Source organism: Streptomyces melanosporofaciens (assembly GCF_900105695.1).
Classification (GTDB): domain Bacteria; phylum Actinomycetota; class Actinomycetes; order Streptomycetales; family Streptomycetaceae; genus Streptomyces; species Streptomyces antimycoticus.
Genome location: NZ_FNST01000002.1, coordinates 7,862,360 through 7,878,730, shown reverse-complemented (window position 1 = coordinate 7,878,730; position 16,371 = coordinate 7,862,360). Strand labels below are relative to the sequence as shown.

General features: G+C 70.0%; 11 protein-coding genes. 4 read left to right on the top strand and 7 right to left on the bottom strand.

The window, feature by feature from the left end:
- Window positions 1–22: 22 nt before the first annotated feature.
- The 7 genes from BLV72_RS36165 to BLV72_RS36135 all read right to left on the bottom strand — a co-directional run bounded on the left by BLV72_RS36165 (window position 23) and on the right by BLV72_RS36135 (window position 11,452).
- Entirely contained in the window at window positions 23–1,477 is a 1,455-nt protein-coding gene (locus tag BLV72_RS36165) for an FG-GAP and VCBS repeat-containing protein (RefSeq protein WP_093467688.1), read from the bottom strand.
- A 96-nt stretch (window positions 1,478–1,573) separates the two neighbouring features.
- Complete coding sequence (locus tag BLV72_RS36160) at window positions 1,574–2,653, bottom strand: CobW family GTP-binding protein (RefSeq protein WP_093467687.1); 1,080 nt, start codon at window positions 2,651–2,653, stop codon at window positions 1,574–1,576.
- Window positions 2,654–2,757: 104 nt separating this feature from the next.
- Window positions 2,758–3,765: an aldo/keto reductase gene (locus tag BLV72_RS36155; protein ID WP_093467685.1), complete on the bottom strand. Its 1,008-nt coding sequence runs from the start codon at window positions 3,763–3,765 to the stop codon at window positions 2,758–2,760.
- Between the two features lie 73 nt (window positions 3,766–3,838).
- Window positions 3,839–6,388 carry a beta-L-arabinofuranosidase domain-containing protein gene (locus BLV72_RS36150; protein WP_093467684.1) on the bottom strand — a complete coding sequence of 850 codons (2,550 nt, stop codon included), beginning with the start codon at window positions 6,386–6,388 and terminating at the stop codon, window positions 3,839–3,841.
- Between the two features lie 93 nt (window positions 6,389–6,481).
- A complete protein-coding gene (locus BLV72_RS51220; RefSeq protein WP_093467682.1) occupies window positions 6,482–8,368 on the bottom strand; it encodes a family 43 glycosylhydrolase in 1,887 nt (628 codons plus the stop codon).
- A complete protein-coding gene (locus tag BLV72_RS36140; protein WP_093467681.1) occupies window positions 8,365–10,248 on the bottom strand; it encodes a glycoside hydrolase family 43 protein in 1,884 nt (627 codons plus the stop codon). The genes BLV72_RS51220 and BLV72_RS36140 overlap by 4 nt, the downstream gene beginning before the upstream one ends.
- 172 nt (window positions 10,249–10,420) lie before the next feature.
- Window positions 10,421–11,452: a DUF8189 domain-containing protein gene (locus BLV72_RS36135; RefSeq protein WP_093467679.1), complete on the bottom strand. Its 1,032-nt coding sequence runs from the start codon at window positions 11,450–11,452 to the stop codon at window positions 10,421–10,423.
- A gap of 279 nt (window positions 11,453–11,731) precedes the next feature.
- Here BLV72_RS36135 and BLV72_RS36130 point away from each other — a divergent pair, with 279 nt between their 5' ends.
- The 4 genes from BLV72_RS36130 to BLV72_RS36115 all read left to right on the top strand — a co-directional run bounded on the left by BLV72_RS36130 (window position 11,732) and on the right by BLV72_RS36115 (window position 16,334).
- Window positions 11,732–12,817 (top strand): MerR family transcriptional regulator, encoded by a 1,086-nt coding sequence (locus tag BLV72_RS36130; protein ID WP_093467678.1) that lies wholly within the window; start codon window positions 11,732–11,734, stop codon window positions 12,815–12,817.
- A 179-nt stretch (window positions 12,818–12,996) separates the two neighbouring features.
- Window positions 12,997–14,991, top strand: a complete 1,995-nt coding sequence (locus tag BLV72_RS36125; protein WP_093467676.1) for a glycoside hydrolase family 127 protein — start codon at window positions 12,997–12,999, stop codon at window positions 14,989–14,991.
- 187 nt (window positions 14,992–15,178) lie between these two features.
- Entirely contained in the window at window positions 15,179–15,409 is a 231-nt protein-coding gene (locus tag BLV72_RS36120; RefSeq protein ID WP_093467675.1) for an SGM_3592 family protein, read from the top strand.
- A gap of 130 nt (window positions 15,410–15,539) precedes the next feature.
- Entirely contained in the window at window positions 15,540–16,334 is a 795-nt protein-coding gene (locus BLV72_RS36115) for an ABC transporter substrate-binding protein (RefSeq protein ID WP_093467673.1), read from the top strand.
- The last annotated feature ends 37 nt before the right edge of the window (window positions 16,335–16,371 follow it).

Here is a 16,371-nt window from a genome sequence, read left to right as displayed (position 1 = left end):
TGCGGGGGCGGCCGGAATCCGGCTACTGCTGGAATCCCGCGCCCAGGGCCGCACCGGCCTCAGGCGCCCCGAGGGAGTCGGGCCCGAAGGAGACGACGCCGCCCGTGGTCAGGCCGCCGGACTGGCCGCGCAGTACCCATGCCGCACCGCTGGTGGACTGGGCGCCGTCCTCGTCGGGGGCGCCCACCGCCAGGTCGTCCTTGCCGTCGCCGTCGGTGTCGCCGAGCCGGACGGCCATGCCGAAGTGGTCGTCCGCCTCCGCGGCGCCGGGGACACCGGCGGTGTCCTGGGTGAACGCCTGGGCTCCGGTGCCGGACAGCCCGCCCCGGCCGCCGTAGAGCTGGACGACGCTGCCCGCGCCCTTCTGGCCGGCCTCCAGTGCCTCGTACGGGATGCCGACGGAGATGTCCGCGTAGCCGTCGCCGTTGACGTCGCCGGAGCTGAGCGAGTAGCCGAACTGGTCGCCGTCCTCGTTGACGCCGGGGACGCCCGCGGTGTTCTGGTCGATGGTCGTGGTGCGAGTGGTGCTCGGCCCCGACGCGGTGCCGTAGAGGACCTTCAGCGTGCCGTGGTCGTACGGCAGGTCCTCGACGACGTTCCCCGGGACCGTGCGCAGCACCAGATCGCCGTGGCCGTCCTTGTCGACGTCTCCGATGGTCGCGGAGGCGGCGTCGGTGAGGTCCTTGACCTTCGGTGACAGGCCCTTGTCGTCCCCCATGAAGAACAGGCTGGACTGGGACATCTCCTCGAAGGCGTGGGTGGAGACGAGGTCGTCCTTGCCGTCGCCGGTGATGTCGCCCGCGGTCAGACTGGTCGGCCCGTCGAACCTGCCGGTGTCGGAGAAGGAGCTGCCCGCCTCCTTGCCGTCGCGGGTGAACGGGCCGAGACGGACGCGCAGGCCGGTCTTCTCCTCCTCCGAGCCCTCGTCGACGGTGACCACATCGACCAGGTCGGCCTTGCCGTCGCCGTTGAAGTCACCGCCCACGATGTCGCTGGAGCCCCAGTGGTCGCCGTTGCCGGCGGGCAGCTGGGTGCCGCCGGTCAGGCCGTTCGCCGAACCCCACAGGACCGTGATGGCCGGGGAGTCACCGGCCTGGACCGCCAGATCGGTGTAGCCGTCGCCGTCCAGGTCGCGGGCGACCGTATGGGCCCCGAAGTACGTCGACGCGGCAGGATCGCCGGGGACGCCCTCGGTGGCCTGGCTGACAACCTGGCGGTGGGTGGTGTCCGCACCGGAGGCGGAGCCGTAGACCACGGCGACGTAGCCCGCCTTGGCCTTGCCGTCCACCGTGCCGGCGGGGGCGGAGACGGCGAGGTCGGCGCGTCCGTCCTTGTTGAAGTCGACCTTCGGGGCGGCGGCCGCGGCGGTGCGGGCCTCGGCGGCGCCCGCCGAGGGGAGAGCGAGTAAGGCGGGGGTGGTCACAAGTGCCACCACGGTCGCGCAGCGCACGACGGTGGTGAGGGAACGGGAGCGCACAGATCCTCCTGCTCGTTGATGAGCGTTTACCTCATGTACACCCACCAGGACCCGTGACGCCGCCTCAGGGTTGCACCGCCGTTTCCTGGGATTTCCCTAGTCCGCCTCGTCCACATAGCGGAGCACGCCCATCATGTGCGTGTCGTCGACCTCTTCCGCGGGCGCCGCCACGCACTCGCCCAGCCGCTTGGTGAGGGTGTCGGCGTCGATCCCGGTGCCGATCATCACCAGCTGGGTGGTGCGGGGCTCATCGCGCTCCCAGGGCGAGGGCTGGAAGCGGAGATACGAGCCGACCGCGTGCAGGGTGAACTTCCGCTCCCGGCCCGCGCCCGCGAAGTGGAGGAACCCCTTGGCCCGGTAGAGGCCCGCCGGGAGGCTGTCGAGGAAGGCCATCAGCCGACGCGGATGGAGCGGCTCGGCCGCGGTGAATTCCATGCTCTCGTACGCGGCGTGGAGGTGATGGCCGTGGTCATGGCCGTCGCCGCACACGTCCTCGCCGCACTCGTCCCCGGCACCCGCGTCGTCGCTCCACACATCGGCGAACGAGAGCTGCCGGAAGCCTTCCCCGGAGGTCTCGCGGGGCCGGTGGTCGAAGAGGAGCGCGGGGTCGACACGCCCGTGCGCCGCGGCCAGGACCGGCGCGCCGGGGGCGATCTCCTGGATGTTCTCCACAAGATCCCGCCGCTGGTCCTCGGCGACGCGGTCGGTCTTGTTGAGCACGATGAGGTCCGCGGCGCGGACATGGCGGTCGAGCTCGGGATGGCGGACGCGGGTGTCGGGGAACTCCGCGGCGTCCACGACCTCGACCAGGCCGCCGTAGACGATCCGCTCATTGGTGCTGGACAGCAACGTACGGATCATGCTCTGCGGCTCGGCGAGGCCGCTGGCCTCGATCACCACGACATCGATGCGCAGCTCCGGATCGGTGAGCCGGTCGAGCATCTCGTCCATCTCGGAGGCGTCCGCCGCGCAGCACAGACAGCCGTTCTCGATCGGGATCATCGAATCGACCTGCCCGGCGACGGCCATGGCGTCGATGTTGATGGATCCGAAATCATTGACGATGACGCCGATGCGGGTATCCGCGCTGTCCCGCATCAGATGGTTGAGCATCGTCGTTTTCCCGGAGCCCAGAAAACCCGTGACGAGAATGACCGGAATCCGTTGTGTGGCCAAGGTTGCGTCTCCGTGCGGCGGTTCGTGGCGGTCTCGGGTGACCGCTCATGCTATCCGGCCGCGGGCCGGGCCGATCCCCGGCCCGCGGACGTCAGCGAACCCCGTCAGGGGATCTCGATGCCCGCCTCGGCCGAGAGGCGGTCGATCTCGGCCAGCTCGGCGTCGCTGAAGGCGGGCGAGTCCAGCACCGAGACGTTCTGCTCCAGCTGGGCGACGCTGCTCGCGCCGATCAGCACCGAGACCACCCGGGGGTCGCGCAGCACCCACGCGAGCGCCAGCTGGGCGAGGGTCTGGCCGCGCCCCTCCGCGAGCTTGTTGAGGGCGTGCAGCAGGGACAGCCGCTCCTCGGTGAGCGTCTCGCGCTTGAGGAAGTGGCCGAGCGCCATGCGCGAATCGGCCGGCACCCCATGGAGATACCGGTCGGTGAGCTGTCCCTGCGCCAGCGGCGAGAAGGCGATGACCCCGACGCCCGCCTCGGCGGACGCCTGCAGCACCCCGCCCTCGACCCCGCGCTGGAGGATCGAGTACGGATGCTGGTTGATCAGGTACGGGGTGCGCAGGTCCTTCAGGATCGCGGCGGCCTCGGCGATCGCCTCCGGCGGGTAGTTGGACAGGCCCGCGTAGAGCGCCTTGCCCTGGCGCACCGCGCTGTCGAGGGCGCCCATCGTCTCCTCGAGCGGGGTGTCCGGGTCGAAGCGGTGGGAGTAGAAGACATCGACGTAGTCCAGCCCCATCCGGGACAGCGACTGGTCGAGGCTGGCCAGGACGTACTTGCGCGAGCCCCACTCGCCGTAGGGCCCCGGCCACATGAGGTATCCGGCCTTGCTGGCGATGAAGAGCTCATCGCGATAGGGGCGGAAGTCCTGGGCGAAGATCGAGCCGAAGTTGGTCTCGGCGCTGCCGGGCGGCGGACCGTAGTTGTTGGCCAGATCGATATGGGTGACACCGAGGTCGAAGGCACGGCGCAGCACGGCGCGCTGGGTCTCCAGGGGGTGGGTGTCGCCGAAGTTGTGCCACAGGCCGAGCGAGACCTTCGGGAGCAGCACACCACTGCGCCCGGAGCGCTGGTACTGCATGGTTTCGTAGCGGTTCTCGGCGGCGAGGTGGACCATGCGCGTCGTCCTTGTCCTTACGGTGCGGCTGGGAGCGGGCAGGCCGTGGGGACGGCCCGCCCGCCTGAGCTTGTCAGTTTTGAGCCAAGGTGGCGACCTCATTCCCGCTGAGTGTTCTGCCGTATGCGCGGAAGTCGTCGAAGGCGGCCTTGAGGTACGGGTCCGGGTACTGCGACCTGCCGAGATAGCCGGCGCGGATGTGGTTGCCGAAGTGGACGGGCTCGACGGTGACGGCGGTGTTGCGTCCCACCTCGCGCCCGCCGACGTAGAGGACGGCGGTGCCGGTGCCGTAGGCGACGGCGACATGGACCCACTGGCCGGTGGGCAGCGGGGCGGCCTCGATGCGCTGCTCGGCTCCGCCGCCGCCCGCGGTGATGGCGAAGCGCAGCTTCCCGGAGTCGGCGACGGGGGTGAGGAACATATTGGCGGTCACCCCGGTGCCGATGTCGAAGATCCGGGTCCAGGCGGCGGGGGTGCCGTCCAGCCGGACCCAGGTGGCCAGGGTGTACGCCCGGGCGCCGGCCAGGACGTCGTCGGCGAGGACGACATGCCCGTCCGTGCCGTTCAGGGCGACCGCGCCGCCGGTCCTGCCCGCCGTCCAGGAGGCACCGCCGGTGAGCCGGGCGGCCTTGCCGTGGCCGGTGGCGTCGGCGGCGGTGGTGCCGGAGGTCTCGTCGAAGCGATGCCAGGCGGCGAAGGCGGGCGGCGGGGTGGGCGGCTGCCCGGTCAGCCAGTACACGTTGTAGTGCTGGTGGTGGACGCGGGCGACCGGCAGCAGGGTCACGCTCTCGCCACTGGCCGTGGCGCTGAACCGCATGGGGCTGGTGGCGCTCTGGGCCACGGATCCCTTGTCCAGGCGTGGCATGGTCATTCCGGTGCGGCCGCCGTACGCCCCGGCGAGCACGACGGGCCCGTAGAGCACGGCCTGGACATCGGGGTCGTCGGGGGTGGGGTCGAACGTCAGCTTCATCGGCAGGGTCACCTCGACCCGGTCGCCGGTCTTCCACTGGCGGTCGATGATCAGCCAACTGCCGGGGGCCGGCCGGTCGGCGAGGGGGGTGCCGTTGAGCGTGGCGCGGGCCCCCGCCGCCCAGGAGGGGATGCGGACGCGCAGTTCGAGGGAGGCACCGCCGGAGGCGACGGTGAGGGTGGTGGTCTGCTGGTCGGGGAAGCCGGTGGTCTGGCGCCAGGTGATGCCCTTGTCCTGCCAGCGCAGCTCGGAGGGGATGAAGAGGTTCACCAGCAGGCTGCGGTCGGCGTAGGTGTAGATGGTGTCGGCGAACTTGGCGTGGGTCTCCATCCCGCTGCCGTGGTCGCAGGAGAAGTTGTCGTAGTCGGTGGAGTACTGGTTGGGGTCGGTGCCCATGAAGGACGGCTGCTGTTTGAAGGAGCCGGGGGCGAGACCGGTGTAGTAGATGTTGAAACCGTGGGCCGAGTCCGGGTCCTGCTCGCCCAGCATCTGGTTGAGCAGGGTGCGCTCGTAGTAGTCGAGCAGATCCGTGCGCTCCGGCGCGTGGAAGTGGATCAGCCGGGTGAGCTTGAGCATGTTGTAGCTGTTGCAGTTCTCGCAAGCGTTGTTGGAGAGCTGGGCGGCGATGGCGTCGGGTTCGTGGAACGCCTCCCCGTTGCTGTTGCCGCCGATGACATAGGTGTGGTGATCGGTGACGATCTTCCAGAAGTTCTCGCCGATGGTGCGGTAGCGGCTGTCGAGCCCCTCCTCCCACAGCCGCACGGCGCCGACCATCTTGGGGATCTGGGTATTCGCGTGCAGCCCGGCGAGCCGGTCCTCGTTCCGGGCGAGCGGGTCGAAGACGCGGGCGTGGGTGAAGCGTTCGGCGACCTTCAGCCAGCGGCTGTCGCCGGTGATCTCGTGCAGATCGGCGAAGACGTCGTTCATACCGCCGAACTCGGTCTGCAGCACCCGCTGCATCTGGTCGTAGCTGAGCTTCCCGGTGCGGGTGTCGACCCAGGCGGCCTGGCGCAGCACGGTCTGCAGGGCCTCGGTGTTGCCCGCGAGCCGGTACTGGTCGACGAGCCCGGCCATGATCTTGTGAATGGTGTAGTACGGGGCCCACACCCCGGTGCCGGCCTCCAGCCGGTCGAAGAAGCTCTCGGGAAATGCCGAGAGATAGCCCTGGCCGTAGCCGGCCGCCGGGGACCTGGCCTGGCAGGCGGCGAGCGCCGAGACCAGTGCGCGGCCCTTGTCGCGCAGCGCGGTGTCACCGGTGGCCGCGTAGGTGAGGGCCAGTCCGGACAGGAGGTGGCCGGTGCTGTGGCCGCGCAGTTCCGTGGTGGGGCTCTCCCAGCCGCCACAGGGCTGGGCGGCGCTGGGGAGGCCGACGTTGAGGCGGAAGGTGTGCAGCAGCCGGTCGATGTCCACGAAGCGCAGATAGGCGGTGTTGCGGGACTGGTTGTCCTTGAAGGCGCCGGGGAGCAGGGTCACGGCGGTGAGCGGAAAGGGGCGGACGCCGGTCAGCGCCTTGGGCCCCCGGTGGGTCGCGGCCGAGGTGGCACCCGGGGGCGCCGCCGCGGCGGTGGATCCGGCCGCGACGGTGAGCGCCACGGCCGCGGCCCCTGTGGCGGTGGTGGTGATGAAATGCCGTCTGTCGACTGGTTCGCTCATGATTGCCCTCACTGAGGTTCGAAATTACGAACAATGTCCGACATCATGTGCACGGTGAAGGTACCGCCAAACGGGTCCACGGACACCCACGCATCACACCGTCTCCTTGAGGACGGTGAAGTGGCGGGCGAATCCGGTGAGCCCGGGCAGCTCCCGGATCGGGGTCCAGGTCCGGAAGCCGTCGAGGCTGTCGCTGTAGTAGTACTTCTGCTCGGTGTAGCCGTCGAAGTAGATCCGCCAGCCGCCGTTGTCCAGGCGCGCCGGCGCCGGTCCCTCGCGCCGGCTTCCCCAGCCCGCCCAGTCACCGGTACCGCGGAAGGTGTACGGCCCGCCGAGGCTGTTCGCCGTCGCGTGCTCGATGTACTTGGTCGTCTCCTGCTTGGTGAAGGCGTGGTACTGCCCCGCGTGGCGGACGACGAAGGTGTCGATGTAGTTGGACGTGTCCAGGCCCCGCAGCGGTGTCGGCGTGGTCCATGACGACAGCGACGCGTCGGTGGCGGTGAGCAGATGCGGCCGGAAGACGGAAGCGGGAGTGGCGGCGGTGTCCAGCGAGACGATGATGTTGACCCTGCCGCCGTCGTCCACGAAGAACTCCGGCGCCCAGGTGCGCTCAAGACCGGACACCGGCAGGGTGTGATTGCGGACGAAGGTCCAGGTGAGACGGTCGCGGCTGCGCGCGAATCCGATGGTGTTCCCGGTCCAGTTGGTCGTGTAGACGATGTAGTAGTAGCCGTCGGTGTGCTTGATGACGCTGGGGTCGCGGATGAGCCCGGACGGCGGGGTGTAGGCGGGTCCCTTGAGCAGCGTGTACGTGGTCGCGTCGGACGACTGGTAGACGTACATGTTCGACTCGCTGCTGTTGGTGAACGCCGTCATGGTGTAGCGGGTGGCGGCCGCGGTGTCCCGTGCGGGCGCGTCGGCCACGGGCACACCGAAGTCCGGGGTGCCGTCGGCCTTCCAGCCGAGGGCCTGGACGCGGGTGTGCCGGTTGGGGTCGTTCAGCGGGTCGCCGGTGATGTCCTTGTACTGGCGGGCGTGGTAGACGAGGAGGTCGGTGTGGCCGTCCTCGGCGACGGTGAAGGAGTTGTGGCCGGGCCCGTACTGCTTGGTGGTGTCATTGCTGGTGAAGACCGGCTGCGGGCTCTTCTTCCAGGCCGCGGCGGCGAGCAGGTCGCTCCCGGCGGAGGCGGTCAGCAGCCCCATGCAGTAGTTGGCGTCGGTGGCGCTGGCGGAGTAGGTGAGGAAGAGGTGGCCGTTCCGCTGCAGGACCGAGGGGCCCTCGTTGACCTTGAAGCCACGGGTCTCCCAGTCGTACGTCGGCCGGGAGATCTCCACCTGGGGCCCGGTGATGCTCCACGGGCTCGCCATCCGGGCGAGGTAGATGCTCGAGTTGTTGCCGACGTCCGGGTTGCTCTGCGCCCAGACGAGATAGCGGGTGCCCTGGTGGGTGAAGGTGGAGGCGTCCAGGGAGAAGGAGTCGATGGGCGTGACGATGCGGCCCTTCTCGGTCCAGGTCCCGGCGAGGGGGTTGGCGCTCGCGTTCTCCAGCACCCACATCCGGATCTTCCAGACGTCGTTCGCGGGCGCCGAGGCGAAGTAGACGTACCACTTGCCGTCGATGAAGTGGACTTCCGGGGCCCATATATGGGCGCCCATGTCACCGCTGGCGTGCTTCTTCCAGATCACCGACTCGGCGGCGGTGGCCAGGCCGCCGATGGTCCTGGAGCGCCGCAGGACGATGCGGTCGTACTCGGGGACGGTGGCCGTGAAGTAGTAGTAGCCGTCGGTGTGCTTGAGGATGTGCGGATCGGCGCGCCGGCGGACCAGCGGGTTGGCGTACGAGGCGGCCTCGGCGGCGGCCCGTGGCGCGGTGGGGGTGGCGGCCTGTGCGATACCGGGTGTTCCGGCGGCCGCCCCGAGGGCGAGGGCGCCCATCATCACACGCCTGCGGCTGGGCGGGTGTTCTGCGCTGCGGCTCATGCGGTTCTCTCCTGCTCTGGCTGGGGACGCGCCTGGGGTCGGACGGGCGTGATGCCGGCCTGTGTCGGGCGGATCCGCTGGATGGTGCCGTCGGGGGTGAACCGCATCCGGTCGATGGCGACTTCGCGATGGGTGCCGTCGCCGCCGGGGCGGGCGAAGCGGTGGTAGACGATGTACCACTCGTCGCGGCCCGGGACCTGGATGACGGAGTTGTGGCCGGTGCCGAGGATCTGATCGCCGGTGTCCTTGGCCAGGACCGGGTTGCCCGCCGCCTTGGTGAAGGGGCCGAGCGGTGAGTCGGAGACTCCATAGGCCACGCGGTAGTCGGGGCCGCGGGTGTCGTCCTCCGACCACATCGCGTAGTAGCGGCCCGCGCGCTTGAAGACGGTCGGCGCCTCGTTGTAGCCGGGCGGGGTGATCTTCACTGGCTGGGTGGCGAAGGAGACCATGTCGTCTTTCAGCCTGGCCGCCTCGAAGGCGCCCTGCCCGAAGTAGAGGTAGGGGGTGCCGTCGTCGTCGATGAACGCGTCCGGGTCGATCGACTGGTGGCCGAACTGCCCCTTGGCGACGAGCGGTTTGCCGAGGGCGTCGGTGAACGGTCCCCGCGGGCTCGCGGATTTGGCGACACCGATGGACTGGCAGGCGCTGAAGTACATCCAGTAGGTGCCGCCCTTCCTGACCACCGAGGGGGCCCAGGCGTTCTCGTGGCACCAGGAGACATCGGCGAGGTCGAGGGCGGGGCCGTGGTCGGTCCAGTGGACGAGGTCGGGTGAGGAGAAGCCGTTGAAGCGGGTGCCGCTCCAGCCGGGGTGGCCGTCCTCGGTGGGATAGATCCAGTACCGGCCCTCGGCGTACATCACATCGGGGTCCGCGTGGTAGCCGGGCAGGGCGGGGTTGGCGTCGCCGGGGCGCACGGTGGCGGTCTCCCGGATGACGGTGCCGTGGCGCACGACACCCGACAGGCCGGGCAGCTCCTGTTTGGGCGTCCAGTGCTCCAGGTCGGCGCTGTCGCTGTAGTAGTACTTCTTGACGGTGTAGCCGTCCATGAACATGCGATAGCCGCCGCCGGGGAGGGCGACGATGGTCTGGCCCTCCAGCAGGCCGCCCCATCCCGCCCAGTCGCCCTTGCCGGTGAAGCGGTACGGACCGGTGACGCGGTCGGCGACGGCGTGCTCGATGAGTTCGCCCGTGGCGTTCTTGGTGAACGCGTGGTAGGTGGCGCCCTTGCGGACCACGAAGGTGTCGATGTAGCCGTTGTAGTCGCTCTCGCTCGGGGAGATGCCCTCGAGCGGCTGGGGCTCGCTCCACCGGGTGAGCGTGTCGTCGAGCGCGGTGAGGACGTAGGGCTGGAAGTGCCGGTAGGCGGTGGGCCCGGTGGACAGCGACACGACGATACGGACCTTGCCGTCGGGCGCGTCGGTGAAGAACTCCGGTGCCCAGGTGTTGTTGGCCGCCACGCCGTGGTCGATGTCGGCGAGATGGGTCCAGGTGCGGCGGTCGTCACTGACGGCGAGGCCGAAGGTGGTGCCGGTCCATCCGGTGGTGTACGCGACGTAGTAGCGGCCGCCGCGGTGGATGACGCTGGGGTCGCGGACGAGACCGGAGGGCGGGGTGTACGCCTTGTCCTGGACCGACCAGAAGTCGCGGGCGTCGTCGGACCCGTAGACGTACATATTGCTCTCGCCGCTGTTCGTGAAGGCGGTGAACAGATAGCGCGAGACCGTGGTGGACTGCTGCACGGCGCGTCCGCTCCCGTGGCTCCGGTCGTGCTCCGCGGCGTGCACACGGCTCGCGGTGAGGGGAACCACGAGAGCGAGGGCGGCCAGCAGCGCGAGCAGCGCTGCCGGCGCTCTCCAGGGTCGGGTGGCATGCGGGGGCATCAGAGGGCTCCTGCGATCCGAAGTGATCGAATTTGTTCGGAGATTAAGGGTTCTGATGACTTCCGACAGCCCCTGGAGAGGGTGCGAAAGTTTCGAAAACCGGGAGCCCTGGAACACGCGCGATGGGGTGGTGCGGTGAGGCGAGTGGATCAGCGATGCGGCGAGGGGCGGATCAGACGAAGGTCTGACGCTGCAGCCAGAGGTCCCTGGCGGTACCACTGCCCTGGATGAAGACGTAGAGCAGATTCTCCTCGTTGAGGATGGGGACGCCGACGCCCGCGGAGCCGATGACCCCGCCCAGGGACTGGAAGCCGCTGTAGGTCGTGCCGTTCTCCGTGGTCTGCACGGCGACCCACAGGGCGTTGTCGGTGGCCTTGATGAACACGTTGACCCGGCCGTCCTGGGCCAGGGCGCAGGTGGGCCGCCAGACGATCTGTGCGCCGAGGCTCACGGGGGCGCCGAACGTGGCGTAGTCGTCGCTCTGTCCGACGCGCCGGACGGTCCCGTCGGAACCCCGGTAGAAGATCTGCACCCGGCCGGCCGCGTCCAGACACACCGACGGGCGGCTGGTCACATTGGAGGCGTCGAGGGTGAAGGGCCCCCAGGTGGCGGAGTTCTCGGTCTGCTGCTGGATGGTGTACAGCGTCTCGCCCGCACCCTTGACCGCCACCACGATCCGCCCTCCCCCGTCGAGGATGGGCGACGGCGTGGCGAAGATGGCACCGCCCAGCGATGTGGCGGCGGTGTAGGTCTCGTACTGCAGATCCTGGTTGCGGAGGTACCACAGAGCGTCGTCGGTGCCGGGGAAGAACACATAGATGCGGCCGTCGGTGCCGAGCGCCGCGGCCGGGTCGTCCCCGATGCCGGTGGCCAGGATCTGGGGCGGTCCGTACCCGGAGTTGATGGAGGTCTGGGTGATGACCTCCAGGTTGTTGCCCGGAGTGCGGTAGAAGACCCGGACCTTGCCGTCCCTGCCCCGGATCGGCGCCGGAATGCCGTCGACGGACAGGCCCGCGTACTGCTGCCACGGACCCCAACTGCCGTCGCGGGCCTCCACCCTGCTCCACAGGACGTTGGACCCGCCCCGGATGAAGACCTGCACCCGGTCGTCGGCGAACGCGACCGGGGCGGGCTCGGAGTGGATGCCGCCCTGCAGATTGATCCAGGTGCCCCAGACGGTGCCGGGGGTGGTGGAAACGGTCATGAGAGGACCTCCCTCTTCTCGTGAAGCCACGAGACTGCACGGATACACCGTCAATTCCCGGGAAAGCATGGCGGATACCCGAAGAAAGGAAGATGTACGGATATGACCGATTCATTATTATGAGAGACCGATATCAGATTAAATACGCTCGCCTGCTATGGAAATTCATCGTGCGAGAGAAGAGATTCTGATCGGGGACCTGCCGTTGACCTTCCCCAAGGGGGAAGCCCGAGCATCGTGGTCGTCGGGCGAGGTGCCCGGCGGCGAGGAGGGGCGAACATGGGGCTGCTGACCATCGGTGCGTTCGCGAGGGCGTCGCGGCTGTCCCCCAAGGCGCTGCGCCTGTACGACGAGCTCGGGCTGCTGCCGCCCGCCCGCGTCGATCCGCACTCCGGCTACCGCCTCTACGATCCGGCACAGCTGGAGCGGGCCCGTCTGGTGGCGTGGCTGAGGCGGCTCGGCATGCCGCTCGCCGACATCCGGGCGGTGTGCGAGCTGGGGCCGGAGGCCGCCGCGCGGGAGGTGCGGGCGTACTGGGCGCGGGTCGAGGCCGACACCGCGGCCAGAAGGGACCTGGCCGCCTTCCTCGTCGACCATCTGTCCGGGAGGGACACCACGATGTCTTCCGACCACACCACCCTGGGGATCCGCTACGCCGTGCTCTCCGACACCGGCTCGGTCCGGGAGAGCAATGACGACGCCGGGTACGCCGGTCCGCGCCTGCTGGCCGTGGCCGATGGATTCGGGGGCGGACGGCACGCCGGCGAGGCGGCGATCGAGGCGCTCAAACCGCTGGACGCGGGCGTCCCGGGCGGGGAGTTGCTGAGCGCCCTGGAGGAGGCGGCGCACCGGGCCCGGGAGTCGGTCTCGGCGCTGGCCGCGTCCGACCCCGCGCTGCGGGATGTCGGCACGACGCTCACCGCGATGGTGTGGTCGGGCTCCCGGCTGGGGCTGGTCCATATCGGCGACTCGCGCGCCTATGTGCTGCGCGACGGTGAGCTGTTCCAGATCACCCATGACCACACCGTGGTCCAGTCGCTGCTCGACGAGGGGCGGATCACCCCCGAGGAGGCCGCCTCGCACCCCCAGCGGGCGCTGCTGCTGCGCGCCGTGGGCGGCGGCTCGGCGTTCGAGCCGGACTTCGCCCTGCGCGACGCCCGCGCCGAGGACCGCTATCTGCTGTGCTCGGACGGGCTGACGGGGGTCGTGCCCGCCGGGGAGATCCGGCGAGTGCTCGCCTCGGAGGACGACCCGGGCGCGGCCGTACGGCAGTTGGTCGCCCTCGCCAACCGCGCGGGCGGGCCCGACAACGTCACCTGCGTGGTGGCACATGTGGCCGAGCGGAGGATGCTGACCTCGGCGTAAAGCCACCGCCGGGACCGTCTCGCCCGCCCACCGTGACCGCTTGCTGAACGTTGATGAATGGTGTGTGCAAGGGCTTGTCGGCCGGAAGAACGCCTCCTTATGCTCGCGGCGGAAATCGCTTTCCACTCCTGCCGACCGGGAGACAGGCACGGCCGGCGGCGCGGCGTAAGGGGCAGAGCATGTCCACAGGTCCGATCCGGCTCTCCCAGGGAGCGCACACCGCGCTCCGCCCGGCCACCGCGGCGCGGATCACCGGAGGCTTCTGGGCCGCCAGACGCCGTGTCAACGCCGAAGTGAGCGTCTCCCAGGGGCCGGACCGGCTGGAGCGGGCGGGCAATCTCGCCAATCTGCGGGCCGCCGCGGGGCCGGCGCCGGCGGAATCCGGTTTCCGGGGCGACTTCCCGTTCCAGGACTCCGATGTGCACAAGTGGCTCGAGGCGGCCTCCTGGCAGTTGGCGGCCGGCGGCGAGGGGCCGGCCGAGGACGAGCTGGCCTGGCAGGTCGAGCGGCTGACCGGGCTGGTCGCGGCCGCGCAGGCCGAGGACGGCTATCTGCAGACGTACTACCAGCTCGGGCCGGACGCCCGGCGGTGGGCGGAACCGCACTGGGGGCACGAGCTGTACTGCGCGGGCCACCTCCTCCAGGCCGCGGTCGCGCACCACCGGGCCACCGGCGCGGACGGACTGCTCGATGTGGCGGTGCGCTGCGCCGATCTCGTCGACGCCACGTTCGGGCCCGGTAAGAACGAGACGGTGTGCGGACATCCGGAGATGGAGACGGCGCTGGTCGAGCTGTACCGGGAGACCGGTGAGCGGCGCTATCTCGATCTGGCCGGGTACTTCGTGGACCGGCGCGGGCAGGGCAGCCTCGGCGACGGCCCGGCCGAGGGCTCGCCCGGCCCCCGGCCCGGGGCGCCCTACTGGCAGGACCACATCCCGGTGCGGGAGGCGACGGCGGTCGCCGGGCATGCGGTGCGCCAGCTCTATCTCCTGGCCGGGGCCGCGGATGTGGCGGCGGAGACCGGCGACGCGGGGCTGCGGGACGCTCTGGTGCGGCTGTGGGAGGACATGGCCACGACGAAGACGTATCTGACGGGCGGGGTGGGGTCCCGGCACGAGCTGGAGTCCTTCGGGGACGCGTACGAGCTGCCGCCGGACCGGGCGTACGCGGAGACCTGCGCGGCCATCGCCGCCATCCACTTCGGATGGCGGATGGCTCTGCTGACCGGGGAGGCCCGCTACAGCGATCTGGTGGAGCGGACCCTGTTCAACGGCTTCGCGTCGGGGGTGTCGATCGACGGTGAGCGCTGGCTCTATGTGAATCCGCTGCAGGTCCGCCAGGACGATGAGAGCCGTAAGGATGCCACCAGCGACCGAAGCGCCCACCGGACGCCGTGGTTCCGGTGTGCCTGCTGTCCGCCCAATGTGATGCGGCTGCTGGCCTCGCTGCCGCACTACATGGCGAGCGGCGACGCCCAGGGGCTGCAGCTCCACCAGTACGCGTCCGGCTCGTACGAGGCGGGCGGCGGGGCGGTGCGGGTGGGGACCGGCTACCCGTGGGAGGGGCGGATCGCGGTGGTCGTGGACACGGCTCCGCAGGACACGGACTGGACGCTGTCGCTGCGCATCCCGCACTGGGCCACGGCGTACGAGGCGACGGTCGGCGGGGAGCCGGTGGCCGAGCGGGCCCAGAACGGCTGGCTGCGGCTGCGACGCCGCTGGCGGCCCGGCGAGACGGTCGTGCTGAGCCTGTCCCTGGACCCCCGGCTCACCCGGCCCGATCCGCGGGCCGACGGGGTGCGCGGCTGTGCCGCGATCGAGCGCGGCCCGCTGGTGTACTGCCTGGAGCAGCCCGACCAGCCCGCGGGACTGCGGCTGGACGACATCGCCCTCGACCCGGATGCCACGCTGAGCGCGGAGCACCGGCCGGAGCTGCTGGGCGGGGTGACCGTGATCACCTCCCTGGCCCTGCGCCATGCCGTCGCGCGCGATGGCTGGTGGCCGTACCGCGACGGTGGCGCGGGCTCCGGTGGCGGCACGCGCCCGGGCGTGGAAGCGGGCGGCGTGGAAGCCCTCGATCCGGTGCCGGTGACCGCGATCCCGTACTACGCGTGGGCGAACCGCGAGCCCGGCGCGATGCGGGTGTGGACCCCGCTCCAGCCCCTGACCGGCTGACCTTCGCAGGACCGGTCCGGGCCTTTGACCTGCCGGTCTTCGGTTCATGCCCGGACCGGCTGATCTCCACCGGAGCCGGGCGTGTCCCACGCGGTGGCCACCGGAACTCGGCGGACACCCCATGCGTTCACCGCTCGAGGAACACGCTCTTGTGCCCGAGCGGCACCATGGCAACGGGAGGTGCCCCTTGAGCACCGGATCCACACCCGGCGGGGACGATGACGCCGACGGCTGGGACGACGTCACCCTCGACGAGGACTTCATACGGGACGCCGAGGTCGCCGAGCCCGCCGCGCGCACCCGGATGCTGACCGCACGGTGGCGGCGCGGCGCGCCCGAGCCCCAGCCCTGGCGGGCGGACGAGCCGCCGGCCGGATGGTTCTGGAGCAAGCGCCGCAAGCGGCGCCGGCGGCGCTGACCTCGCCTCTCCGTTATCCGGTCGCAATTGCGCGCGTAAAGACACCGCGGCATATCCGGTGGGAGGATTCGGGCCGACTCACTGATCATGAGGTCCGTGGTCATCCGCCGACCCCGTCCCCGGAGGTGCCGTGTCCGCTCGCTCCGCGTTGCCCGTCATAGCCGTCGCCGCCGTATCCGCCCTCCTGGCCGGGTGCACCAGCACCAAGTCGTCCGGGTCCGGCGGCAGCGACATCAGCCTGGTGAATTCCGGGAAGCTCACGACCTGCACGCATCTGCCCTATCCGCCCTTCCAGTCCAAGCAGGGCAAGAAGATCGTCGGCTTCGATGTGGACATGGTCGACCTCGTGGCCTCGGCGCTCGAAGTGAAGCAGGAGATCGTGGACACGCCCTTCGAGGGCATCCAGTCCGGGGAGGACCTCAACACCAACCAGTGCGACGTGGCCGCCGCCGGGATGACCATCACGGACGTACGCGAGAAGAACCTGGACTTCTCCGCTCCGTATTTCGAGGCCACGCAGGCGCTGCTCACCACCAAGGGCAAGCCCTACAAGTCCCTCGCCGACCTCAAGGGCAAGAAGCTCGCGGTCCAGCAGGGGACCACCGGTGAGAGCTACGCCCAGAAGCACGCCAAGGGCGCCGAGCTGGTCCAGTTCGAGGATCTCGCGCTGCTGCTGACCGCCGTCAAGACCGGGCAGACCGACGCCGGCATCAACGACAACGGTGTGCTCTACGACTATGTCAAGGACAACGCCGACACCACGGTGGCGGCCGAGTTCGAAACCGGCGAGCAGTACGGCATCGCCGTGCGGACCGGCAATGACGCACTGCGCAAAAAGATCAACGCGGTGCTGAAGGACGCCCGGGCGGACGGCTCCTACGACCGCATCTACAAGAAGTGGTTCGGCACCGCGCCCAAGAAGTGACACCCGCTGACGGCCATCGGAGCTGAGGAGTCCGCAC